This is a genomic window from Lysinibacillus sp. RS11 (assembly GCF_042019215.1).
Classification (GTDB): domain Bacteria; phylum Bacillota; class Bacilli; order Bacillales_A; family Planococcaceae; genus Lysinibacillus; species Lysinibacillus xylanilyticus_A.
Genome location: NZ_CP168124.1, coordinates 1,071,227 through 1,094,282, shown reverse-complemented (window position 1 = coordinate 1,094,282; position 23,056 = coordinate 1,071,227). Strand labels below are relative to the sequence as shown.

General features: G+C 38.1%; 18 protein-coding genes and 2 pseudogenes. 7 read left to right on the top strand and 13 right to left on the bottom strand.

Going from position 1 to position 23,056, the window contains the following annotated elements; all coding sequences use genetic code 11:
- Position 1: 1 nt before the first annotated feature.
- The 3 genes from AB9L17_RS05315 to AB9L17_RS05305 all read left to right on the top strand — a co-directional run bounded on the left by AB9L17_RS05315 (position 2) and on the right by AB9L17_RS05305 (position 2,402).
- Complete coding sequence (locus tag AB9L17_RS05315) at positions 2-1,057, top strand: ABC transporter ATP-binding protein (protein ID WP_068983210.1); 1,056 nt, start codon at positions 2-4, stop codon at positions 1,055-1,057.
- Positions 1,050-1,976: an ABC transporter ATP-binding protein gene (locus AB9L17_RS05310; RefSeq protein ID WP_068983211.1), complete on the top strand. Its 927-nt coding sequence runs from the start codon at positions 1,050-1,052 to the stop codon at positions 1,974-1,976. The genes AB9L17_RS05315 and AB9L17_RS05310 overlap by 8 nt, the downstream gene beginning before the upstream one ends.
- A 294-nt stretch (positions 1,977-2,270) precedes the next feature.
- The gene (locus tag AB9L17_RS05305) at positions 2,271-2,402 is read left to right on the top strand and encodes a hypothetical protein (protein WP_302621779.1); all 132 of its coding nucleotides are present in this window, start codon (positions 2,271-2,273) and stop codon (positions 2,400-2,402) included.
- A 528-nt stretch (positions 2,403-2,930) separates the two neighbouring features.
- Here the strand turns inward: AB9L17_RS05305 and AB9L17_RS05300 are convergent.
- Genes AB9L17_RS05300 through AB9L17_RS05280 form a run of 5 tightly spaced genes read right to left on the bottom strand, consistent with a single transcriptional unit; the run spans position 2,931 to position 8,605 of the window.
- Positions 2,931-4,742, bottom strand: a complete 1,812-nt coding sequence (locus AB9L17_RS05300; RefSeq protein WP_068983212.1) for an oligopeptide ABC transporter substrate-binding protein — start codon at positions 4,740-4,742, stop codon at positions 2,931-2,933.
- 17 nt (positions 4,743-4,759) lie between these two features.
- Positions 4,760-5,659: an ABC transporter permease gene (locus AB9L17_RS05295; RefSeq protein ID WP_068983213.1), complete on the bottom strand. Its 900-nt coding sequence runs from the start codon at positions 5,657-5,659 to the stop codon at positions 4,760-4,762.
- Between the two features lie 36 nt (positions 5,660-5,695).
- Positions 5,696-6,658, bottom strand: a complete 963-nt coding sequence (opp4B, locus tag AB9L17_RS05290; RefSeq protein ID WP_068983214.1) for an oligopeptide ABC transporter permease — start codon at positions 6,656-6,658, stop codon at positions 5,696-5,698.
- A gap of 1 nt (position 6,659) precedes the next feature.
- Entirely contained in the window at positions 6,660-7,595 is a 936-nt protein-coding gene (locus AB9L17_RS05285) for an ATP-binding cassette domain-containing protein (RefSeq protein ID WP_068983215.1), read from the bottom strand.
- Positions 7,592-8,605 carry an ABC transporter ATP-binding protein gene (locus tag AB9L17_RS05280; protein WP_068983216.1) on the bottom strand — a complete coding sequence of 338 codons (1,014 nt, stop codon included), beginning with the start codon at positions 8,603-8,605 and terminating at the stop codon, positions 7,592-7,594. The genes AB9L17_RS05285 and AB9L17_RS05280 overlap by 4 nt, the downstream gene beginning before the upstream one ends.
- Positions 8,606-9,494: 889 nt before the next feature.
- Here AB9L17_RS05280 and AB9L17_RS05275 point away from each other — a divergent pair.
- The 4 genes and pseudogenes from AB9L17_RS05275 to AB9L17_RS05260 form a co-directional block, all read left to right on the top strand.
- Positions 9,495-9,716: pseudogene (locus AB9L17_RS05275) on the top strand (MBL fold metallo-hydrolase); the annotation flags it as partial.
- A 587-nt stretch (positions 9,717-10,303) separates the two neighbouring features.
- Entirely contained in the window at positions 10,304-11,506 is a 1,203-nt protein-coding gene (locus tag AB9L17_RS05270) for an RNA-guided endonuclease InsQ/TnpB family protein (RefSeq protein ID WP_375200170.1), read from the top strand.
- Between the two features lie 207 nt (positions 11,507-11,713).
- Positions 11,714-12,280: pseudogene (locus tag AB9L17_RS05265) on the top strand (MBL fold metallo-hydrolase); the annotation flags it as partial.
- 180 nt (positions 12,281-12,460) lie between these two features.
- The gene (locus tag AB9L17_RS05260; RefSeq protein ID WP_375200169.1) at positions 12,461-13,990 is read left to right on the top strand and encodes a cardiolipin synthase; all 1,530 of its coding nucleotides are present in this window, start codon (positions 12,461-12,463) and stop codon (positions 13,988-13,990) included.
- 110 nt (positions 13,991-14,100) lie between these two features.
- Here the strand turns inward: AB9L17_RS05260 and AB9L17_RS05255 are convergent, their stop codons facing one another.
- From AB9L17_RS05255 to AB9L17_RS05220, 8 genes are all read right to left on the bottom strand, one after another.
- A complete protein-coding gene (locus AB9L17_RS05255) occupies positions 14,101-14,331 on the bottom strand; it encodes a hypothetical protein (RefSeq protein ID WP_223552575.1) in 231 nt (76 codons plus the stop codon).
- Between the two features lie 138 nt (positions 14,332-14,469).
- Positions 14,470-15,099 (bottom strand): orotate phosphoribosyltransferase, encoded by a 630-nt coding sequence (gene pyrE / locus AB9L17_RS05250; RefSeq protein ID WP_068983220.1) that lies wholly within the window; start codon positions 15,097-15,099, stop codon positions 14,470-14,472.
- 2 nt (positions 15,100-15,101) lie between these two features.
- A complete protein-coding gene (gene pyrF / locus AB9L17_RS05245; protein ID WP_068983221.1) occupies positions 15,102-15,806 on the bottom strand; it encodes an orotidine-5'-phosphate decarboxylase in 705 nt (234 codons plus the stop codon).
- Complete coding sequence (locus AB9L17_RS05240; protein ID WP_068983222.1) at positions 15,803-16,717, bottom strand: dihydroorotate dehydrogenase; 915 nt, start codon at positions 16,715-16,717, stop codon at positions 15,803-15,805. Before AB9L17_RS05240 ends, pyrF begins: the two co-directional genes overlap by 4 nt.
- The gene (locus AB9L17_RS05235) at positions 16,714-17,487 is read right to left on the bottom strand and encodes a dihydroorotate dehydrogenase electron transfer subunit (RefSeq protein ID WP_068983223.1); all 774 of its coding nucleotides are present in this window, start codon (positions 17,485-17,487) and stop codon (positions 16,714-16,716) included. The genes AB9L17_RS05240 and AB9L17_RS05235 overlap by 4 nt, the downstream gene beginning before the upstream one ends.
- Position 17,488: 1 nt before the next feature.
- Positions 17,489-20,686, bottom strand: coding sequence for a carbamoyl-phosphate synthase large subunit (carB, locus tag AB9L17_RS05230; RefSeq protein ID WP_223552572.1), 3,198 nt, complete (start codon positions 20,684-20,686; stop codon positions 17,489-17,491).
- Positions 20,679-21,779: a carbamoyl phosphate synthase small subunit gene (locus AB9L17_RS05225; protein WP_068983225.1), complete on the bottom strand. Its 1,101-nt coding sequence runs from the start codon at positions 21,777-21,779 to the stop codon at positions 20,679-20,681. Before AB9L17_RS05225 ends, carB begins: the two co-directional genes overlap by 8 nt.
- Positions 21,779-23,056, bottom strand: coding sequence for a dihydroorotase (locus tag AB9L17_RS05220; protein WP_068983226.1), 1,278 nt, complete (start codon positions 23,054-23,056; stop codon positions 21,779-21,781). The genes AB9L17_RS05225 and AB9L17_RS05220 overlap by 1 nt, the downstream gene beginning before the upstream one ends.

The window sequence follows — 23,056 nt, the reverse complement described above, 5'->3', positions numbered from 1 at the left end:
AATGAGTAAAACTATTTTAGAAGTAAAAGATTTAAGAATTAACTTTAAAACGTATGCAGGACTTGTCCACGCTGTTCGTGGCGTAAACTTTGACCTAAAAGAAGGTGAGACACTCGCAATCGTTGGTGAATCTGGTTCAGGTAAAAGTGTTACGAGTAACGCATTAATGAAACTAATTCCACAGCCACCTGGTATTTATGCGTCAGGACAAATTTTATTTAACGGCCGTGATTTAGTTCCGTTAAGCGATAAAGCAATGTCAAAAGTACGCGGAAATGAAATTGCTATGATTTTCCAAGACCCAATGACAAGTTTAAACCCTACTATGAAGGTCGGACGTCAAATAACTGAAGTTATTTTACAACATAAAAAAGTATCTAAAGCTGAAGCTAAAAAACGTGCAATCGAGCTATTAACTCAGGTAGGCATCCCCTTCCCTGAAAAACGTTTTAACCAATACCCACATGAATTTTCAGGCGGTATGCGTCAACGTGTTGTTATTGCCATTGCACTTGCAGCTGATCCAAAGCTTCTAATTGCCGATGAGCCAACAACAGCATTAGACGTTACAATTCAAGCGCAAATTTTAGAGCTAATGAAAGAAATCCAAAAAAATTCGAAAACATCTATCATTTTCATTACTCACGATTTAGGTGTCGTTGCAAACGTTGCTGACCGAGTAGCAGTTATGTATGCAGGCCAAATCGTCGAATATGGTACTGTTAATGATATTTTCTATAATCCGAAGCATCCATATACATGGGGTCTACTTGGTTCAATGCCAGACTTAGATAACGATACAGATGAGCTATTACGCACGATTCCTGGTTCACCACCGGATCTGATCAACCCTCCAAAGGGTGATGCGTTTGCTGCTCGTAATGAATTCGCAATGGCTATTGACTATGAACAAGAGCCTCCGATGTTCCAAGTAAGTGACACACACTTTGCTAAAACTTGGTTGTTGCATCCTGATGCGCCAAAAATTCCGCTTCCAGATGCAGTTGCTAAACGTATTGATGGCTATTTAGCAAAGGAGGCACAAGAAAATGACTAAATCGGGTGCAAAAAAAATTCTTGAAATCAAAAATTTAAAGCAACATTTCGGTTCACCAAGTAACCCTATTAAAGCGGTCGACGGTATTAGCTTCGATGTATACGAAGGTGAAACACTCGGTCTTGTAGGTGAGTCGGGTTGCGGTAAGTCAACAACTGGTCGTTCCATTATTCGCCTATATGACATTACAGATGGTGAAATTATTTTCGATGGCGAAAACGTTCATGGAAAAAAATCTAAAAGTGAATTAAAGAAATTTAATAGTCAAATGCAAATGATTTTCCAAGATCCATACGCTTCTTTAAACCCTCGTATGACAGCAGGTGAAATCATTGGTGAAGCCTTTGATATTCACGGTCTACACAAGGATAAAAAAGCACGTCGTGAAAAAATTAATCAACTACTAGAGGCCGTTGGCTTAAACAAAGAGCACGCAAACCGTTATGCACACGAATTCTCTGGTGGTCAACGTCAACGTATTGGGATTGCTCGTGCACTAAGCTTAGATCCTAAGTTTATTATCGCCGATGAACCAATTTCAGCACTTGACGTATCGATTCAAGCACAAGTTGTTAACTTATTAAAACAGTTACAAAAAGAACGTGGTTTAACATATCTTTTCATTGCCCATGATTTATCAATGGTTAAGTACATCAGTGACCGTATTGCTGTTATGTACCGTGGTAAAATTATGGAAATCGGTAAAGCAGATGATATTTACAATCACCCTGTTCATCCGTATACAAAATCATTATTATCGGCAATTCCACTTCCTGATCCAATGTCAGAAAAACGCCGTCAACGTATTCCGTACAAGCATACAGAGGTTGACGATAGCGCAACATACCATGAAGTAGGCGATCAGCATTACGTTTATGGGACTGCAGATCTTGTGAAAACTTGGGTTGCTAATCGATAACTATCAGAACTCTCATTAACAGTATAAACGCTGTTGATGGGAGTTTTTTATTGCTTAAAAAGCTCTAAAGCTTACATATAATAGTAAAACGCTATAAAACCATTAACATACTAAATATCTCGGACATTATAACTTCTAAATTTATTATGAGTCAGTTCCCTCTGTTCTTCTTACGCTTCATCAATACCAACAATTCGGAAATATCAGATTTTGCAGATTTTTCAATAAAATATATTCCTGTTTTACCACTAATATACTATAATGTGAGTGTTAACTATAAAGGAGAGATTAAATATGAAAAAAAGCATTAAACTGATCATTTCTACTTTATGTCTTACGGTATTTTTAATTAGTGTTAGCACAGTGCCTGCTGCTGCTTATTCAGGTCCGTGTCACAGTCCAGAGCCATGTGTTATACGTCCATAAATTAATCTTTTTGACCCAATATTTGAAAAATGCTCTCAACTTATTTCATACATGCAAACAGAGGTTGACGATAGCACAACATACCACGAAGTAGGCGATCAGCATTAGCATTACGTTTATGGTACTGCAGATCTTGTGAAAACTTGGGTTGCTAATCGATAACTATCAGAACTCTCATTAACAGTATAAACGCTGTTGATGGGAGTTTTTTATTGCGTTTTGTCTTACTGTATTATTTAGTAGGTCCAAGCGTCTTGGATGTTTCTGCTGCTAATGCACATCCTCCAGCATTTGGTATTAGGGGATGCAAAAACAGTCCTAATTTCAGACACACCCTACTTACGATTAAGCTGTTGTTTTCTATTATTATTGAAACTACTCCTTTTTATTAATTTTCATTGAAATATCAGATGTTCAACTGTAAATATGTTGATTTAGTTGTTTTACTATACCTATTCTTTTGGTAACTTTATTGATAAAAAACAGCCTTTCTTGTGACAAGAAAAGCTGTTTTTTTGTGATTTTAAACTATTTTAATGGTTCATCAGCTAATAATTCTACTGTGTGAAGATTATCTTTAGTATCAGTAGCATAAGATGCATCCCAGTTTTTCACACGCTTATTCACAGGAATAACTTCAGTTCGGAAGAATGTTGGGAATACCATTGCTTGTTCACTCATATATTCTTGCCAAGCACGGAATGCTTTTTTACGTTTATCTGGATCCATCGCATCCTCAGAGTCGATAGCATCTAATAATTTTGTTAACTCAGGAGACACAAAGCGACTGTAGTTGAACTCAGCACCTTCTCCATACAAACCTTTTGGAGATGGGTTTGTACCAGTTCCCCATGCTGCCATATACATATCGATTTCTGGATCATCCGCTTGTACTTTATCATAGAAAGCATTGAATTCGATAAGACGACCCGTTGTTAATTGCACATCTAAGCCAATATCTTTCCAGTTCTGACGGTAGTATTCTACAATCGCTTCGTCCGTTTCTGAGCCAGCCATAGCAGCTAAACGAATAGTGAATTTTTTTCCGTCTTTATCTTCACGAATTCCGTCTCCATCTTTATCCTTATACCCAGCTTTATCTAGTAATTCCTTAGCTTTTTCAGGGTCATAGTGATAGCCCTCTAACGTTTCATCGTAGAATGAGAATACCGGAGGAATTAAAGAATTTCCACGCTCACGTAACCCTTGGTAGAATTTTTCTGAAACACCCTCAATATCCATTGCATACGCAACTGCTTGACGTAATTCCACATTGTTCATTTTTGACTTCTCGTCAAAAATATTTTTACTATCCACTTTATCGTATTTCCCTAATTTAAAACCTAAATAAGAGTATGCTAACTCTGGACGACCTAGAACTGATACATTTGAAAGATCTTTTATACCATCATATTGGTTTGTTGGGAATGATGTTGCAATATCATATTTTCCAGTTCGTAATGCTTCACCAATTGAAGTTGGTGGTACAACCTCAAGCACAACTTTATCAATTTTTGGCTTTCCTTTAAAGTAATACTCGTTTGCTACAAATTGTACAGATTCACCATTAACAATTTTATCAATTTTAAATGGTCCAAGTGTTACAGGGTTCTTTCGTACTGCATCGGAAGAAATTAAATCTTTTACTGGAATAGACTCTAATTGATGCTTCGGAGCTGCATACCCCCATAAACCATCTCCACCATAATAAATTGCTGGTGATACTTTCTTAAATTGAATTTGAATTGCTTTATCGTTAACTTTTGTAATACCTGAAATTGTATCTGCTTTACCGCTATGATATTCTTCTACACCAACAATATTTTTGAAATCATCATCATAACGTATACCAGTGTAATCTGGATGTCCGATAATTAAATATGGGTAAATTAAATCTTCGGCCGTTACTGCTTTACCATCTGACCATTTATAATCACCTTGAAGTGTAATCGTTGCTTTTTTTGCGTCCTTATCAACCTCTAATTTTGCAGCACCTTGATCTGTAACAACAAAGTCGCCATCTGTACTAAAGATAGAGTTAGTAGCAAAATCCATGATCTCTTTATCATATGCATCTTCATATAGCTCCCAATTGAAAATCCCTTGGAATGGAGAACTTGTTACAAGACCTACTCTTAATGTACCGCCTTTAATTGCCTCTCCTTCATTAGTCACTTCTGATGACAGTAAATTTTCTTCTACTTTAGTCGTTTCTTTTTCTCCTGATTTCCCTTTGTTATCTGTTTCTGAGCCTTTCTCAGTACCACCTCCGCCATTGCAGGCTGCTAAAACAAACATGACTGCAAATAGCACGGACAAGAATAACCAATTCTTCTTCATGAGTAAATCCTCCCCTTTTATCCTAATCGTTGTTTTGCGTCAGCCGCACGTCTGAGCGCTTGACCGACATAATTTATACCAAGCATCAATACTAAAATTAATAATGATGCGGGCAACCAAACCCACCACTTAGTAGATAAAACAATTGGATTCGTTGCATAGCTTACAAGAGTCCCTAAGCTAGGTGTAGATGGTGGTAAACCAAAGCCTAAAAATGATAGACCTGTTTCAATCCCAACATTCCCTGCAAAATTTAGTGTTAACTCTACAATTAGCAACGAGCTTAAATTTGGTAATATCCCCTTAAACATGATGACAAAATCACTAGTGCCCATTGTTTTAGAGGCACTCACATAATCACGGCGTCCTTCTGATAAAGCTTTACTGCGGACTAAACGTGCTGTCCCTATCCATTGGAAGGCACTCAATATTAATATCAATTCAAAAACACCATATTTGGGAATAATTGTAACTACTACAATTATAATCATTAACGTTGGTAATGTCATGAGAAAATCGATGATACGCATAAAAAAATTATCAATAAAGCCACCGTAATAGCCCATAATAATGCCGAGCACAACCCCTATTGTATTGGCGATGAGCGTAATAGCGATCGCAATTAAAATGGAGTTTTTCGCACCGATAATAAGCTGGCCAAACATATCGCGCCCAGCTTCATCAGCTCCAAGAATATAACCATTTACCCCCGGCTCTGTAAAGCGCTCTAATAATTTAATTTTTAATATTTCATCTTGGTTCATAAACATGGCCATAATTAATATCGTAATAATCAGTAAATTCATACCAATGAATGAAAATAACGCTAGCTTATCTTTCCGAAATTCACGTATTATAACTTGTATCCCTGTTGGTGGAGTACTTTCAACTGTCATTGTGTCATTTTTTTGTTCCATTTATATTCACCTCTCCTTAAACATTAAATTTAACAGTTAGTCTATGCGGATACGTGGATCAACAATGCTCATAATAATATCTGACAGTAGACTACCTAATAATGCTAAGAAGCCATAAAGCATAACGAGAGCTGTAATCACACTATAATCGCGACTCGTTATAGAATGGATGAATAATTGCCCCATGCCCGGGAAGCCAAAAATTGTTTCTATAAAAATCGAACCACCTAATAAGCCCGTAATTGTAAAACCTAGGAAGGCTGCAATTGGCAATAAGGAATTGCGGAAAATATGTCTTCTATAGATTCTTTTCATCGGTACGCCTTTACTACGTGCTGTTTTAACATAATCCTGTGTCTTAGCATCGATAATTTCTGAACGTAAATATTGAATAATCGTTGTCGTACCTAAAATCGCATATGTCATCGCAGGTAAAATTAAATGATAGATGCGATTCCAATAATATTCCAGCGTTCCCGGTTCTACACCTACATCAACTGTTCCACTCGTCGGGAACCACATTAAACGATAACCGAAAATATATAGGAAAATTAAACCCAAGACAAAAGTCGGTATCGCGTAGCTTATAAAGCTATAGAGTGTGATCGACTTATCGTACAATGTATCTTGCTTACGCCCCGCAATCATTCCTAATGGAATAGCAATCGCATAAACGAGAACCGCACTTAGTAGAGCGAGCCAAAATGTATTTAATGCGCGCTCACCAATCAGTGTGGACACCGCAATTTTATATGTATAGCTTTGTCCAAAATCTCCTTGGAAGGCGTTAGTTATCCAATGGTAATATTGCACATACCATGGATCATAAAATCCTGACTGAATTCTCAATTCTTCGATACGTGAAGGGTCTGTTTCTGGTGTAATCAAACCTGTAAATGGATCACCTGGCATTTGCTTCGCCAAAATAAAGATAATTAGGCTTAGCACAAACATTTGAGGAATCATCAAAAGTGTTCGTCTAACAATTGTTTTCCACATTTTATATACCCCCTGACATCGCAACCATATGTGTATCTGAAATGGATTTAAGCGGGTATACTTTTCCATGCTCATCATAATATTGATGTTGCTCTTTTTGATAGTTCTCTTCTACTTTTTGTCGAATGAGTTTGCGCTCTAAGCGTGACTCTGGTTCAATATTTGGAATAGCAGATAACAGACGTTTTGTATAAACGTGTTGTGGATCCCTATATATATCATGTCTCGTACCTGTTTCTACGAAGCGTCCTTTATACATAATGGATATATGATCGCACATATGTTTTACAACACCTAAATCATGTGAAATAAATAAATAAGTAAGACCATATTCAGTTTGAATATCTTTCATAAAGTTTAACACCTGTGCTTGTACGGATAAATCCAGCGCAGATACAGGTTCATCAGCTATAATCATTTTGGGATTACAAGCAACAGCTCGCGCGATTCCTAGACGTTGTTTTTGACCACCAGAAAATTCATGCGGATATTTTAACAATACATCTTCAGACATCCCTACAATTGCTAGTAACTCTTTGATGCGCTTACGCTCCTCTTGATCACTAAGCTTCATAAAATTCCGAATAGGCTCTGCTAAAATGTCTAGTACCCGTTTTCTAGGATTCATACTTGAATGAGAATCTTGGAAAATCATTTGAATGTCTTTGTTATAAGCTGAATTACGATTTCTGCGTTGGTTTGTTACATCCTCACCTTCGTAGAAAATTTGGCCTGAAGTGATTTTTTCTAAACCAATAATGGCCTTTCCTGTAGTAGATTTTCCTGATCCTGATTCTCCTACTAAACCATATGTTTTTCCTTTTTCAAACTCCATTGTGACGCCATCAACCGCATATACCTTATCGATTACTGTATTAAAAAAGCCGCCTCGAATTGGGTAATGAACGTTTAAATCATTAATTTGCATAAAGCTCATACAGCCCCGCCTCCTTCTTCACCTTCTAAATGAAAGTGTTTCCAGCAGGTACATCTAACAAAATGACCTGGTGCAATTTCATGTAATTGTGGTTTTCTTTCATGTGCAGATGCATCTATCCACGGTATTCGTGCTGAAAATCGGCAGCCTTCTCGAGGCAAATTCTTCAGCGATGGCACCATACCTTGAATAACTTCAAGTCTTTCATTTTCACTATGTGTTTGTGGAATAGAATTCAATAGAGAACGAGTATAAGGATGTTTAGCATTTTTAAATAATTCCTGAACAGGTGCTTCTTCTACTACTTCACCCGCATACATTACTGCAACTCGATCAGCCATTTCTGCCACCACGCCTAAATCATGGGTGATTAAGATAATACCTGTTTCAGTTTCTGACTGTAGTGCTTTTAATAAATCAAGTATTTGAGCTTGGATCGTCACATCTAAAGCTGTTGTCGGTTCATCTGCAATTAAAATAGATGGTTTACATGACAAGGCAATGGCAATCATGACACGCTGACGCATCCCCCCAGACAATTGATGAGGGAATTGTCTTGCCACACGCTCTGGATTAGAAATGCCTACCTGATTCAACAATTCTAATACTCTCTCCGCGCGCTGTTGCTTTGAGAGCTTTGTATGATATACCAGCCCCTCTGCAATCTGTTCTCCTATCCGCATTAACGGATTGAGAGCTGAAAGAGGATCCTGAAAAATAAAACCAATATCATTACCTCGTAATCTATTAAATTGCTGCTCATTTAATTGCGTTAAATTTTGATTATTATAATGAATTTCCCCTGTAACCTTTGTGTTAACTTCATTGTGCAGGCCTACAATAGTAGTTGCTAATGTACTTTTACCACAACCAGATTCTCCAACGATTGCTAATACTTCATTCTTTTTAAGCGAAAGCGAGACATCCTCTACAGCAGCGTGGTAAGTTTCTTTAATGCGAAAACTTGTAGTTAAATTTCTAATTGTTAGTAGGTCATTTGCTGTATTCAAACAATCTCCCCTCCCATATTCAATATTCTGAAAAATGATTTCACTTGGCTATAAATTTATTTCAGAATTATATTCTTTGAACTATTCTTTACACCTCCATTTATATTTGTAAACACCCTTAATATTTTTTTTACTTCTTCAGACAACAAAATCCGATGCAGGAATTATCTGAAAATTAAATGTAACATTATTTTATCTAGAAATAATACATTAAATCAAGTAGTTTTTTTGAAATATTATAAATATATAAACAAATCAAGTCCTTACATCTTTATCAAATAATTTTACAAGTTTAATTTTTTCTTTACATGATTATTTGCTTCTTTTTTAATCTATTAACTAAACTCCTCGATTTTTATTATCCAAATATAATTTTCTTTCACAAAAAATGTTTTCTTTATTTGTAAAAATACACTTTAATTTTTGATTAATTCTATTTAACAGTAAAAAGTTATCAATTCTTATTCCCATATATATTTCCAATTAAGTTATTTCCGTTTTAATATATAGTTTTCTCATTTAAAGCGTTAAAAACTACAAATCATTATTGCTATACTTAAGAGAGTAATTTTTGGATATCTTCTTCCTATCCACTTACGTACTTCTTGATTACACTTAATTATATTTTTTCTAAAAAAAAATTAACTTTATAAATAATATATGTAGAATTAAAGGAAAAATATGATAAAAGTTCGAATAAAAGCATCATAATCAATTATACTTCGGCATAATTGCGTCCGGAATTGGCTTTGTGCTAGCGGCAGCGGCAGATGTTTTTTGCGCGAAAGCGAAGCGTCAGCGGCAAGTGTTTTTTGCCGAAAGCGAAGCGTCAGCGCAGATGTTTTTCGAAGTTATAATAGATTAATTAATTTAAAGGGGCGTATATTTAATGGTTATTATTAAGGATTCTTGGTTTACAGTAGAAGAAATTAATGAAGAAACGTTTGCAATAAGTGAATATGGACATTGGGAAAAAGTTCATTCATTTTTACTGATCGGGACGGATAAAGCTGTTTTAATTGATACTGGTTTAGGCATCGATAACATTGAAAGAATATGTAATCAACTAACATCTTTACCTATTACGGTCCTCACTACCCATGTTCATTGGGTAACTAAACTGTTACAACAAATTTAGACAAAACTATACAAACCTGTATAGAAGTATAGATTTATAACAGAATACCCTTCGTATCAAGCGATTGGTGCGAACTCCACGTTAATTGCTTTTAACTCCTAAAGCCTTGTGACCAAAGCGGAGCTGGAAACGGCAGACGTAACGGTGCGAAAGCAGAAAAAACAACAAGGATGGCATAAGCTGAAAAAAATTACTCAGTGTCCGTAAAGGATCATCGTGACAACGGAAAACGGTAGCGCTAAGTGCTTTGGTAATGGATGTTTAGCAGCGAACTCCTAAATCTCTAATGAGACAAGGAAGACGTTCAACGACTATCTCCTTGAGGGAGAGTAAAACCGCAAGCGAATGGCGGAAGAAAAATGTGGCTCTTATTAAAAGATAAGATGAAGATATAGTCTGCGCTTATGTGAAAGCATAAGAGGTCTACTCGTGAGAGAAAGACTGCATGAAGGGTTGCGCCTTCGTGTGAACAAGAAAAATAGATACAAATTTAAAAAATGTTAACAACCTCTCTAAATAGGGTAAAGTGATTTTATCATATTGAAAGGGAGGTGGTACGCATGGAATTAATGTCCATTGGAAAATTTGCTAAACGTGTTGGTGTAAATGTTGTCACGCTAGGGACAAAGATCAGACTAAAACCAACTAAAGAACAAGAGGTTTTGTTTTGGAAGTCTGCGGGGACTGCGAGATGGGCTTACAATTATTTCTTGGCTGAAAGCGAACGTATTTATAACGACGAGAAGCGTACAGTCAAAGAGGGCGAAGTTCGTAAGAAAATCAATAACGAGCTGAAACCAACAACGCATAAATGGCTGAAGGAAGTCGGAAGCAATGTGATGAAACAGGCGGTGAAAGATGCCGATATTGCTAGAAAGCGTTGGTTCGAAGGCATGACTGAAAAGCCAAGGTTCAAAAGCAGACGAAGAAGTAAAGTTAGTTTTTATGTAAATTACGAAAGTTTAAAACGAACAAATGAAGGTTTTAGAGGAGAAAAGATTGGTAGTGTAAAAACTTGCAATGCGCTTCCTAAGCTTAAAAAAAGTCATAAATATTCGAATCCACGCATTTCGTTTGACGGACGAAACTGGTTCTTATCCATTGGGTTTGAGCAAGAATTTGAGCCATATGATTTGACCGACGAAAGTTTAGGAATTGATGTGGGTATCGAAAAATTGGCAGTTTGTTCTGATGGTGAGTTCAAAAAGAACATTAACAAAACCAAAGAAGTCAAACGATTAGAGCAAAAGTTGAAGCGAGAACAACGACAACTAGCTCGTAAGCTTGAAGCCAACACGAAAGAGTATACTAAAAAACGAAAGCCAATCTATAAAATACCTTTAAAGAATATGAAAAATATTCAAAAACAAAACACTGAAATTCGTAATTTATATAAGCGACTTAACGACATCCGAACAAATCATTTACATCAGTGTTCTAATGAGATCGTGAAAACCAAGCCATCTCGTATTGTAATGGAACATTTAAATGTAAAAGGTATGATGAAAAACAAACATCTGGCGAAGGCGGTAGCCGGGCAGAAGTTATATGAATTCAAACGGCAAATTCAATACAAATGTAAAAAATACGGAATTGAATTTATTGAAGCCGACAGATGGTTTCCATCATCAAAAACTTGTTCTTCTTGTGGACAAGTCAAATCAGATTTGAGACTGAAAGACAGATTATTTATCTGCTCTTGCGGATTAAAGATGGATAGAGATTTGAACGCAAGCATTAACTTAGCAAATTATTCAATCTAAGAAGCTTAACTGAAACTAAGCCTTAGATGTGTACGCAACGATACTGCGGAATTTAAGCCTTTGGAGAGTCATACAAAATGGTAGTAGCGTTTTGCGAAACCAGACTCGGAGAATAAGGAAGACACAAATACGAAAGTCGGAAGATATAAGTTGTGTCACAGTAGAGATGTCTACATTTTTTAAGAAATGTATATGTTTTTCGTATCGGACCATATTGGTAGTCATAGACAATTTGAGCATATTTACGTACACAAGGAAGAGGCTGATTGGCTAGTAAATGGCATTAAAAAGTTATCGATTGAACAGATCAGAAAAGACGTCAGTCGTGATATCACGATACCTACGCCCAAAACGTTTAATCCTGAAACATATAAACCTTTCCAAGGACAGCCCTCTGGTGTTTTAGAGGATGGAGATATTATCGATATCTGAAATAGAAAATTGACTATACTGCATACACCTGGCCATTCACCAGGGCATATATCTATTTTAGATCATAACAACGGTTATTTATTTACTGGTGATTTACTGTATGATAAAACGCCAATTTATGCTTTTTTCCCTACAACAAATCCAGTAGATTTAGTAGATTCCTTAGAGAAGATAGCGAACTTACCTAATATTACGAAGATTTTCGGGTCTCATAATACATTGGGGCTTGATTCTTCTATTTTAATAGAAGTAAAACAGGCAGTTACTACGTTGAGAGAAGAGGATCTTGTAAAATTCGGTACGGGAATCCATCATTTTAACGGTTTCAGTGTTCAATTTTAATCGAGTAGGAGGAGGTGGATTTGCTCATTAACTAGAAACGTAAAAATATACGTTATAGAAGGCACATGCGGAAATGCCTATATTGTTAAAAAAAAGAAAACAATTTATCATAAAAATATGAAAGTACAACTTCCTCTTATGAAAATTATATTTAAGAAAGAATAGGTGAAAATGCATCATATGAAAAACCGCGTTGTCCAATTACTATTTTTATTTACAATTGCAGCAATTATGCTCATATTCTTAAATAAGTCTATCATTCCCTTATCTACCTTAATCGGCTTATTATGGCCCATCACACTTATAGGGATTGCTTTCGTTATTTTTATTGAAAACCTTTCTCCGCAAAGTACATTAGCTTGGCTTTTAGTTTTAGCTATTCTCCCTGGTATTGGTGTATTTATGTACTTACTTTTCGGAAGAAGTCACTGGAGAAGAAGGAAGCATTTACATCGTTCAGAAGAAAGGAGAATAATATTTCGTGAGATTTTAGAAGGGAAAAGTTTTAATTTAGAAAACTCCCCTCCTTTAAATGAACGATCCACCTATTTGACTCAAGTTATACAAAAATTTGGTGGTGGTCCTGCTGCTAATGAAACTACAACAAAGCTCTTAACAAACGGTGATGAAACATTTACTGAAATCATACAAGCGATTGAAAATGCTACACATCATATTCATATTCAATACTATATTTATCGATCAGATGAAATCGGCACAGAAATTCGAGATGCCTTAATAAGGAAAGCAAAATCTGGCGTGATCATACGCTTTCTTTACGATGGACTCGGAAGTAATAAATTACGGAAGAGTTTCTTACAACCAATGAAAGAAGCAGGGATTGAAGTAATCGAATTTGATTCTATACTTTCACCTTGGCTATTAGAAACCGTCAATTATCGTAATCACCGTAAGATTGTTATTGTAGATGGGACAATCGGTTTTACAGGTGGACTCAATGTCGGGGATGAATATCTTGGTCGTTCGAAGAAGTTTCCTATTTGGCGTGATAGTCATTTAAAAATAGAAGGAAAAGCATTATATAAACTACAGGCCATTTTCCTAGAAGATTTTCTTTATGCCACTAACAGTTTAAATGCTTACTCTTGGAATCAATTTATGGATAGAGCATACTTTCCAAGTCAAGGAATTCATCAGGCGCAAGGTGCCGTTCAAATCATTGCAAGTGGACCTAGCTCAGATGATACAAGTATTCGAAATGCTCTATTGAAAATTATGGGCTCTGCCAAAAAGTCAATTTGGATTGCCACTCCATACTTCATTCCTGATCAGGAAACATTAACATTATTACGTTTGAGTGCACTTTCCGGAGTAGATGTTCGAATTTTATATCCGGGAAAAGGCGATAGCGTCATTAGTGATCAAGCATCCCAATCATACTTTACACCACTTCTAAAAGCGGGAGTCTCCATTTACAGCTATAAAGATGGCTTTATGCACGCTAAGATTGTACTTGTTGATGATGAAGTTGCAACAATTGGTACAGCAAATATGGATATTCGTAGTTTTGAACTTAATTATGAAATCATTGCGGTCCTATATGAATCTAAAACGGTTCTAGATATAAAAAATGATTTTGAACAAGATTTTAAAGACTCCATAGAAATTACATGGGCGTCATTTCAAAAGCGAAGTATTCAAAAACGCATGCTCGAATCTCTTATGCGACTCATTTCTCCCCTACTTTAAGTTAATCAATTATGCCTCGGCATAATAGCGTAAGGAGGTTTTAACTTCTTTCAGCAGAAGTTAAAAAAATATAAAAGACTGTAAACATACCTGATATTGTTTGGGTATGTTTACAGTCTTAAGTAGTCAAGGAAATATTTTTCAATGTTGATGCGCTTGAAATGAGGATGATTTACATTCCAGCCCCCTACCGCTTTACTACAGGTGCGATTCATGATGCTATTGGCGGTTCTCGAAATTTTATCAGCGATTTTCATGTTGTTATCAGCGACTCTTGGCATTTTATCAGCGGTTTTCTCGATTTTATCAGCGATTCTCGGCATTTTATCAGCGGTTGGCATTTTGGAGCGCCCAGTCGGAACGGAAATCAACCCCTCGTTTTGCCTGAAGAGGCCATGCTTTATTTATTTTGACGCAATAGTTTTAAGCAAATGAAAAGGTGGTATGAGAAATTTTCATACCACCCTTTTTTAAATCAATTAAAGCTCGCCTGCTTTTAATTTGCCATGCCACTCTTTAAGGAATGGGATGTCTCCTTCTTTAATAGCGCCTGATTCGTTAGCTGCTTCAATTAAATAATCAAAGTTTGTTAGCGATACATATTGAATGCCAGCTTCTTCAAATGCTTGTTCAGCACGTGGAAGATTGTATGTGTAGACACAAACAACGCCTAGTACTTCACAGCCTGCAGCGCGTAATGCTTCTACAGCTGTAATTGATGAGCCGCCTGTAGAAACGATGTCTTCTACCACTACAACTTTTTGACCTGCTGCGTATTTTCCTTCGATTTGGTTACCACGGCCATGTTCTTTTGCTTTAGAACGTACGTAAACCATAGGTAATTCTAAAATATCACTTACCCAAGCAGCATGTGGAATGCCTGCTGTTGCTGTACCTGCTACGACTTCTGTTGCGCCAAAGTTTTCTTTAATAAGAGATGCTAAACCGTTTGCTAATTGTTTACGAATTACAGGGTCAGAAATTGTTAGACGTGTATCACAGTAGATTGGCGATTTAATGCCTGATGCCCATGTGAATAGTTCTGTTGGATTTAATTCTACTGCACCTACCTTTAACATAGCGTGTGCGATTTCATTTTGTAATGTCATATTTATGCCTCCCATAATTCACTTACGATTTTATATGCTGCTACTGGATCTTGTGCACCTGTTACGGCACGTCCTACGACGATTAGCGAAGAACCGTCACGTTTTGCGCCGTCTGGTGTTGCAATGCGCTTTTGGTCGTGTGCATCGCCACCTGCTAAACGGATACCAGGTGTCACACGTAAGAAATCTTCACCGCATACTTCAGCAATTGCTTTTGCCTCATGTACGGAGCAGACAACTCCATTTAAACCAGCTTGTTTTGTTACGCTTGCATAATGTAATACCGATTCCTGTAAAGATAAAGCAATTTTTTGCTCTGCCTGCATTTGCTCTTCTGTTGTAGAAGTCAGTTGTGTTACTGCAATTAATGCCGCACGTTCACGCCCTGCAGGAGTACCCGCTTCAAGTCCCTCAAGTGCCGCTTCCATCATCGGACGTCCACCTGCCGCATGAACGTTGACTAAATCTACCCCTAATTTCGCTAAGCCTTTCATAGCAGAGCCAACTGTATTCGGAATATCGTGTAGCTTTAAATCAAGGAAAATATCATGACCTAAATCTTTTACCTTGCGTACAATATCCGGTCCTTCCTGCATATATAATTCCATACCAATTTTCACGAAAAGAGGCTCATTAAAATGCTTTAGAAAATTGAATACTTCTGCTTCTCCAGGAAAATCTAGTGCAAGTATTGGTTTTGTATTCATGAACGATGGCTCCTTCCGATAATTTCTGAAATATGCTCTACACCTAAGGCATCAAGCTTTGCTGGTAATTCATCAATAATAGTAGGACAAACGAAGTGATCGACAAAGTTTGCTGTTCCAACAGCAACTGCTGATGCACCGGCCGACATAAAGTCAATAACGTCTTGCGCTTCTGTCACGCCACCCATGCCAATAATCGGAATATTGACAGCCTTATACACCTCATAGACCATGCGAATTGCAACTGGCTTTACAGCAGGACCAGATAAGCCACCTGTACCATTCGCAATCACTGGCTTACCTGTACGCTCGTCTAAACGCATACCGATTAATGTATTGATCATTGTAATACCATCTGCACCGCCTGCTTCAACAGCTTGTGCGATTTCTACGATGTTCGTTACATTAGGAGACAATTTCACGTATACAGGCACCTCAGAAGCAGCTTTTACAGCTTTCACTAACTCGCGCGCTGTTGCTGGGTCTGTACCAAACTGAATACCACCACATTTAACGTTCGGACAAGAAATATTAAGCTCTAATGCTTTCACATTTGGTGCAGTCGAAATACGTCGTGCTACTTCTACGTAATCTGCTGTCTCTGTGCCAGCAACATTTGCAATAATTGGCACATCATATGCTTCTAGAAACTTTAATTCTTCATTCATTACTTTTTCAATGCCGGGATTTTGTAAACCAATTGCATTTAACATTCCTGCCGCTGTTTCTGCTACACGCGGAGTTGGATTACCAGGACGTGTTTCCACAGTCGTTGCTTTTATCATAATAGCGCCAAGTTTTGATAAATCGTAAAGCTGCGCATATTCACGCCCAAAGCCGAAGCAGCCTGAAGCTGGCATTATTGGATTTTTTAAATCTAAACCTGGTAATTGAATAGTTAATCGACTCATAATGCCACCGTACCTTTCGGGAAAACTGGACCATCAGAGCATACTTTGACATAATCTTTTGCTACTTGATCTGTTGTTTTACACACGCATGCGAAACAAGCACCGATACCGCAGCCCATACGCTCTTCAAATGATAAATAACCTTCTTTTTCTGGATAGAAGCCTTCTAATGCTTTTAACATTGGTAGCGGACCACAAGAATAGAATACATCGAATTCAGGTGCTCGTGACTCTAATACATTTGTCACAAAGCCTTTTGTTCCTTTAGAGCCATCAACCGTTACATAATGTGTTTCTCCAAGCGCACTGAATTGTTCCTCATAGAAGCATACATCCTCCGTTTGGAAGCCAAGTACATGAATCGTTTTAACACCTCGAGCATTCAATTGTTTAGAAAGCTCATGTAATGGTGGTACTCCGATTCCTCCGCCAACTAAAAGTGCAGTACCGCCCTCTTTTACTGCCTCAACAGGGAAACCATTTCCAATTGGACCGAGTACATTGACGAGCTGCCCCTCGCGATTTGTCGCTAAAACCTTTGTTCCGCGACCTTCCGCACGATAGATCATCGTAAATTCGTTGTTGTCTTTGTCTATATTTGCAATACTGATTGGTCGACGTAAAAGCGGCTCCATTGAATCTGACACCTTTACATGGACAAACTGGCCAGGAGTCATATCCTGAACCAGTTCACCACGAAGTGTCAATTCGAAAATGTTTGTCGCAATTTGCTTTTGAGAGACGACCGTCATTTTCTCTTGACGAATCATATTAGTGTACTACCTCCGCTTTTGGCATTTGTTCTGCTGTAAATGTCATTGACTCAATAACACGTACCATCGCTTCTGCTGTATCTAATGAAGTTAAGCAAGGTACGCCGTTTTCAACTGACTCACGACGGATTCGGAAGCCATCACGTGCCGGTTGCTTACCTTTTGTTAATGTGTTGACAACAAGCTGTGCCTCACCGTTTTGAATTAAATCGATTAATGTTTGACCTTTTGCACCGATTTTGCCAACTATATCTGTACGTACACCTGCTGCTTCGAACGCTTTTGCTGTACCTTCAGTAGCGACAATACGATAGCCTACTGTTGAGAAGCGTTTTGCTAGTGCAATTGCTTCCTCTTTATCTTTATCAGACACAGTGAACAATACTGTGCCTTCTGTGCGAATTTCCATACCTGCTGCAACTAAGCCTTTGTAAAGTGCTTTTTCTAATGTTGCATCTTTCCCCATTACTTCACCTGTTGATTTCATTTCAGGTCCTAGTGTAATGTCTACACGACGTAATTTAGCAAATGAGAATACTGGCACTTTAACGAAGACACCTTTTTGCTCAGCCGCTAAGCCTGTTGGATAGCCTTGTTCTACGATTGATTTACCAAGGATCGCTTTCGTCGCAATATTCGCCATCGGGATGTTTGTAATTTTACTTAAGAACGGTACTGTACGAGATGAACGTGGGTTAACCTCGATGACATATACTTCGCCCTGTGAAATAACGTATTGAATGTTCATTAAGCCTACGATGCCAAGACCTTTTGCAAGGCGAGTCGTATAATCCACTAACGTATCTTTTTGCGTTTGCGTTAGTTTTTGTGGAGGGTATACAGAGATAGAGTCACCAGAGTGAACCCCTGCGCGTTCGATATGCTCCATAATACCTGGGATTAATACATTTTCACCGTCACAAATGGCATCTACTTCAATTTCTTGACCCGTTAAGTAGCGGTCTACTAAAACTGGATGATCAGGAGAGGCTTCTACTGCGTTCTCCATATAGTGTTTTAATTCCTCTTGGTTGTAGACGATTTCCATCGCACGTCCACCTAGTACGTATGAAGGACGAACTAGTACAGGGAAGCCTAGACGTTCACTAATAGCAAGTGCTTCTTCCGTAGATACAGCTGTTTGACCTAATGGCTGTGGAATATTCAAGTCGCGTAATGCTTGCTCGAATTTGTCTCGGTTTTCTGCACGGTCGATATCTTCAAGTGTTGTACCTAGGATCTTCACGCCATTAGCAGCTAATTTATCAGCAAGATTAATAGCTGTTTGACCACCAAATTGTACAACTACTCCAATCGGTTGCTCTAGGTCGATAATATGCATAACATCTTCGATTGTTAATGGCTCGAAGTATAATTTATCTGAAATCGAGAAGTCCGTTGATACTGTCTCTGGATTCGAGTTAATAATAATCGCTTCGTAACCCGCTTCTTGAATTGCCCATACTGAGTGTACTGTTGCGTAGTCGAATTCTACCCCTTGACCAATACGGATTGGACCAGAACCAAGTACAACAACTGATGGCTTGTCTGATTTAATCGATTCATTTTCATCCTCATATGTGCCATAGAAGTATGGTGTTTCAGATTCAAACTCCGCTGCACATGTATCGACCATTTTATATACTGGGATAATGCCATGTTCTTTACGATATGCATATACTTCCTCTTGAGTTGTTTCCCAAAGCTCAGCAATTTTCTTATCTGCAAAGCCTAGACGTTTTGCTGTACGTAATACGTCTTTATCGTTTTTATTGTCAGCAAGTGTTTGCTCCATATCTACGATGTTTTTGAATTTATTTAAGAAGAATAAGTCAATTGCAGACCATTCATGAATTTGCTCAATTGTTACACCGCGACGAAGTGCTTCACCGATGAAGAATAGACGCTCGTCGCCTGCTTTACGAATACGTTTTTCAATCCAAGAATCAGTGTTTTCTTCTGCATGTTTCAGCTCTAAGTGAACTTGACCTGTTTCAAGAGAACGCACTGCTTTTAGCATCGCTTCCTCAAATGTACGACCAAGTGCCATTACTTCACCCGTCGCTTTCATTTGTGTACCAAGATTACGCTTTGCAGATTCAAATTTATCGAATGGCCAGCGAGGGATTTTCGCCACGATGTAGTCTAGAGCTGGCTCGAAGCAAGCATACGTTGAACCTGTTACAGGGTTTTTGATTTCATCTAATGTTAAACCAACTGCGATTTTTGCTGCTAGCTTTGCAATTGGATAGCCTGTTGCTTTTGACGCTAACGCTGATGAACGAGATACACGTGGGTTTACTTCGATTACATAGTAATTAAAGCTATATGGATCAAGAGCTAATTGTACGTTACAGCCACCCTCGATTTTTAGTGCACGGATAATATCTAAAGAGATATTACGTAGCATTTGGTTTTCACGATCCGAAAGTGTTTGCGTAGGTGCAACTACGATGGAGTCACCTGTATGAATACCAACTGGGTCAACGTTTTCCATGTTACATACAACGATTGCGTTGTCAGCAGCATCACGCATTACTTCATATTCAATTTCTTTATAACCAGCGATTGATTTTTCTAGTAAACATTGTGTTACTGGCGAATATTTTAGACCAGATGTCACAATTTCCTCTAGATCTTGATCGTTGTAGCAAATACCGCCGCCTGTACCCCCAAGTGTGAAGGCAGGGCGAACGATTACTGGGTAGCCAATTTTCGCTACAAAGTTTTTCGCTTCGTCTAGGTTATGGATAATATCTGATTCAGGTACTGGAGCACCTAGTTCATACATTAAATTACGGAATAGATCACGGTCTTCTGCTTTATGGATTGCCTCTAATTTCGTACCAAGAATTTCAATATTAAGCTCATCTAGAATTCCTGATTTATCTAATTCAATGGCCATGTTTAAACCTGTTTGACCACCAAGTGTTGGTAGGATGGCATCTGGGCGCTCTTTACGTAAAATTCGTGATACAAACTCAAGTGTAATTGGCTCAATATATACTTTGTCTGCAATTTCTGTATCTGTCATAATTGTCGCAGGGTTTGAGTTTATTAAGATAACGCGATAGCCTTCTTCTTTTAGTGAAAGACAAGCTTGTGTTCCTGCGTAGTCAAATTCTGCTGCTTGTCCGATAACGATTGGACCTGATCCGATTACTAAAATAGTTTCTATATCTGTACGTTTAGGCATGTTGTTTCCCCTTCCCTGCTTCTACTTCCATCATTTCGATAAATTCATCAAATAAGTGATTTGAATCTTCTGGACCTGGTGATGCTTCTGGGTGATATTGCACGGTGAAGATTGGATATTTCTTATGGCGTACCCCTTCACAAGTACCGTCATTTAATGCGATATGTGTTAATTCTAAATCTGTATCTTTTAATGAATCGATGTCGATTGCATAGCCATGATTTTGAGATGTTAAATCAGTACGGCCAGTACGTAAATCTTTTACTGGATGGTTACCACCGCGGTGACCGAATGGTAATTTGAAGCTTCGTGCACCACATGCTAGTGAGAAGATTTGGTGCCCTAAACAAATACCGAACATCGGTACTTTTCCGATTAAATTACGAACTGTTTCAATACCTTCTTGCACATCTTCCGGGTTACCTGGGCCGTTAGAAAGCATGATGCCATCTGGATGCCACGCTAAAATTTCTGCTGCTGAAGTATTGTAAGGTACAACTAGCACATCACAATCACGTTTGTTTAACTCACGAAGAATACCATGTTTCATACCAAAGTCTATTAATACTACGCGTTTGCCACGACCTGGTGATGGGTAGGCTGCTTTCGGTGATACTTCATGTACATGGTTTGTAATAGCTGGTGTCGCCTGTAATTTTGCCACGATTTCGTCAACATTCACTTCCTCATCAGCCGCTGTTAAAATAGCCTTTACTGACCCTTTGCTACGAATAATACGTGTTAATTTTCGTGTATCGATTCCTTCAATCCCTGGAATATCCTTTGATGTTAAGTACTCATCAACTGTTAAATCACAGCGGAAGTTTGAAGGTGTTTTTGCTAATTCACGAACTACAAAGCCACGAATAGCAGGCGTGATTGATTCAAAATCATCACGGTTAATACCGTAATTACCGATTAAAGGGTAAGTTAACGTTACGATTTGTCCGTAGAAAGAAGGATCTGAAATTGTTTCCTGATAACCCGTCATCCCTGTTGTAAATACGACCTCACCTTGTGAAGCTCGCTCACTACCGAACGCTGTACCTGTAAATACTGTGCCATCTTCTAAAATAAGTAAACGTTTTTTCATTACTCTGCCTCCTGGTATACGATATTGCCTTCAAAAATTGTAAGGACTGGCCAACCTTTTGCAACCCATCCATTGAATGGTGTATTGCGTCCTTTAGATACAAAGCCTTCTGCATCAATTGTTTGTTCTTTATTTAAATCTATTAAAATCATATCTGCTGAAGATCCAACTTCTAATGTGCCATATGGTAAATCGAAAATTTGAGCTGCTTTTACAGACATCCAGTCGATCAACTGTTTTAACGTCCATTTCCCTGTTTCTACAAATTGTGTGTAAAGTAGTGGGAAGGCTGTTTCAAAGCCTACAATGCCAAACGGTGCGCCTACCATGCCACAGCATTTTTCTTCTACTGTATGTGGAGCGTGATCCGTAGCGATACAATCGATTGTGCCATCTAGTAGAGCTGCGTGAAGTGAGTCTTTATCATCAGCAGCACGTAATGGCGGGTTCATTTTCCAGTTTGCATCATCTGATGGAATATCCATTTCTTCAAGTAATAAATGATGCGGGCAAACTTCTGCAGTGACACGAATACCCGCTGCCTTAGCGTCTCGTACTGCACGTACAGATTCCTTCGTTGACACGTGACATACGTGGTAGCGTGCGCCAGCAGCTTCTGCTAGTAGAACATCACGTGCAATTTGAACGGATTCACAAATCGATGGAATTCCTGGTAAACCAAGTTCTTGATTACGCTTCCCTTCATGCATAACGCCGTCGTAAATTAATGAGTTGTCTTCACAGTGCGCTACAACTACCACATCATGCTGTGCCGCATCTTTCATTTGCTCATACATTGTTGATGCAAGCTGGATCCCAACACCATCATCTGAAAATGCAACAGCTCCATGTGCTTTTAATTCTTCAATACTCGTGCGAACCTCACCTGAGATGTCCTTTGTTAAAGAGCCGTATGGAAGTACTCGAATGACTGCACTTTCTTTAATAAGACCGTTAATCAACTGCATGTTTTCTACTGAATCTGGAACTGGTTTTGTGTTTGGCATCGCACAAATAGTTGTGAATCCGCCTTTAGCTGCTGATGCAGAACCTGTAGCAATTGTTTCTTTATGTTCAAATCCTGGCTCACGTAAATGTGTGTGTACATCGACAAAGCCTGGTGCCACAACTAAACCTTTACCTTCGATAATTTCTGCGCCTGCTACATTTACATTTTGTCCAATTTCAGTAATTTTGCCATCTACCATAGCGATATTGACTGTTTGTAGCTCGCCTTGTTCATTTAACATTTGTACATTTTGAAGAACCTTTGTCAT

What these genes read in the sequence shown, in the direction of transcription:
- AB9L17_RS05315 (WP_068983210.1), top strand. Translation starts at nt 2, where the DNA reads ATGAGTAAAACTATTTTAGAAGTAAAAGATTTAAGAATTAACTTTAAA.
- AB9L17_RS05310 (WP_068983211.1), top strand. Translation starts at nt 1,050, where the DNA reads ATGACTAAATCGGGTGCAAAAAAAATTCTTGAAATCAAAAATTTAAAG.
- AB9L17_RS05305 (WP_302621779.1), top strand. Translation starts at nt 2,271, where the DNA reads ATGAAAAAAAGCATTAAACTGATCATTTCTACTTTATGTCTTACGGTA.
- AB9L17_RS05300 (WP_068983212.1), bottom strand. Translation starts at nt 4,742, where the DNA reads ATGAAGAAGAATTGGTTATTCTTGTCCGTGCTATTTGCAGTCATGTTT.
- AB9L17_RS05295 (WP_068983213.1), bottom strand. Translation starts at nt 5,659, where the DNA reads ATGGAACAAAAAAATGACACAATGACAGTTGAAAGTACTCCACCAACA.
- opp4B (WP_068983214.1), bottom strand. Translation starts at nt 6,658, where the DNA reads ATGTGGAAAACAATTGTTAGACGAACACTTTTGATGATTCCTCAAATG.
- AB9L17_RS05285 (WP_068983215.1), bottom strand. Translation starts at nt 7,595, where the DNA reads ATGAGCTTTATGCAAATTAATGATTTAAACGTTCATTACCCAATTCGA.
- AB9L17_RS05270 (WP_375200170.1), top strand. Translation starts at nt 10,304, where the DNA reads ATGGAATTAATGTCCATTGGAAAATTTGCTAAACGTGTTGGTGTAAAT.
- AB9L17_RS05260 (WP_375200169.1), top strand. Translation starts at nt 12,461, where the DNA reads ATGAAAAACCGCGTTGTCCAATTACTATTTTTATTTACAATTGCAGCA.
- AB9L17_RS05255 (WP_223552575.1), bottom strand. Translation starts at nt 14,331, where the DNA reads ATGCCAACCGCTGATAAAATGCCGAGAATCGCTGATAAAATCGAGAAA.
- pyrE (WP_068983220.1), bottom strand. Translation starts at nt 15,099, where the DNA reads ATGACATTACAAAATGAAATCGCACACGCTATGTTAAAGGTAGGTGCA.
- pyrF (WP_068983221.1), bottom strand. Translation starts at nt 15,806, where the DNA reads ATGAATACAAAACCAATACTTGCACTAGATTTTCCTGGAGAAGCAGAA.
- AB9L17_RS05240 (WP_068983222.1), bottom strand. Translation starts at nt 16,717, where the DNA reads ATGAGTCGATTAACTATTCAATTACCAGGTTTAGATTTAAAAAATCCA.
- AB9L17_RS05235 (WP_068983223.1), bottom strand. Translation starts at nt 17,487, where the DNA reads ATGATTCGTCAAGAGAAAATGACGGTCGTCTCTCAAAAGCAAATTGCG.
- carB (WP_223552572.1), bottom strand. Translation starts at nt 20,686, where the DNA reads ATGCCTAAACGTACAGATATAGAAACTATTTTAGTAATCGGATCAGGT.
- AB9L17_RS05225 (WP_068983225.1), bottom strand. Translation starts at nt 21,779, where the DNA reads ATGAAAAAACGTTTACTTATTTTAGAAGATGGCACAGTATTTACAGGT.
- AB9L17_RS05220 (WP_068983226.1), bottom strand. Translation starts at nt 23,056, where the DNA reads ATGACAAAGGTTCTTCAAAATGTACAAATGTTAAATGAACAAGGCGAG.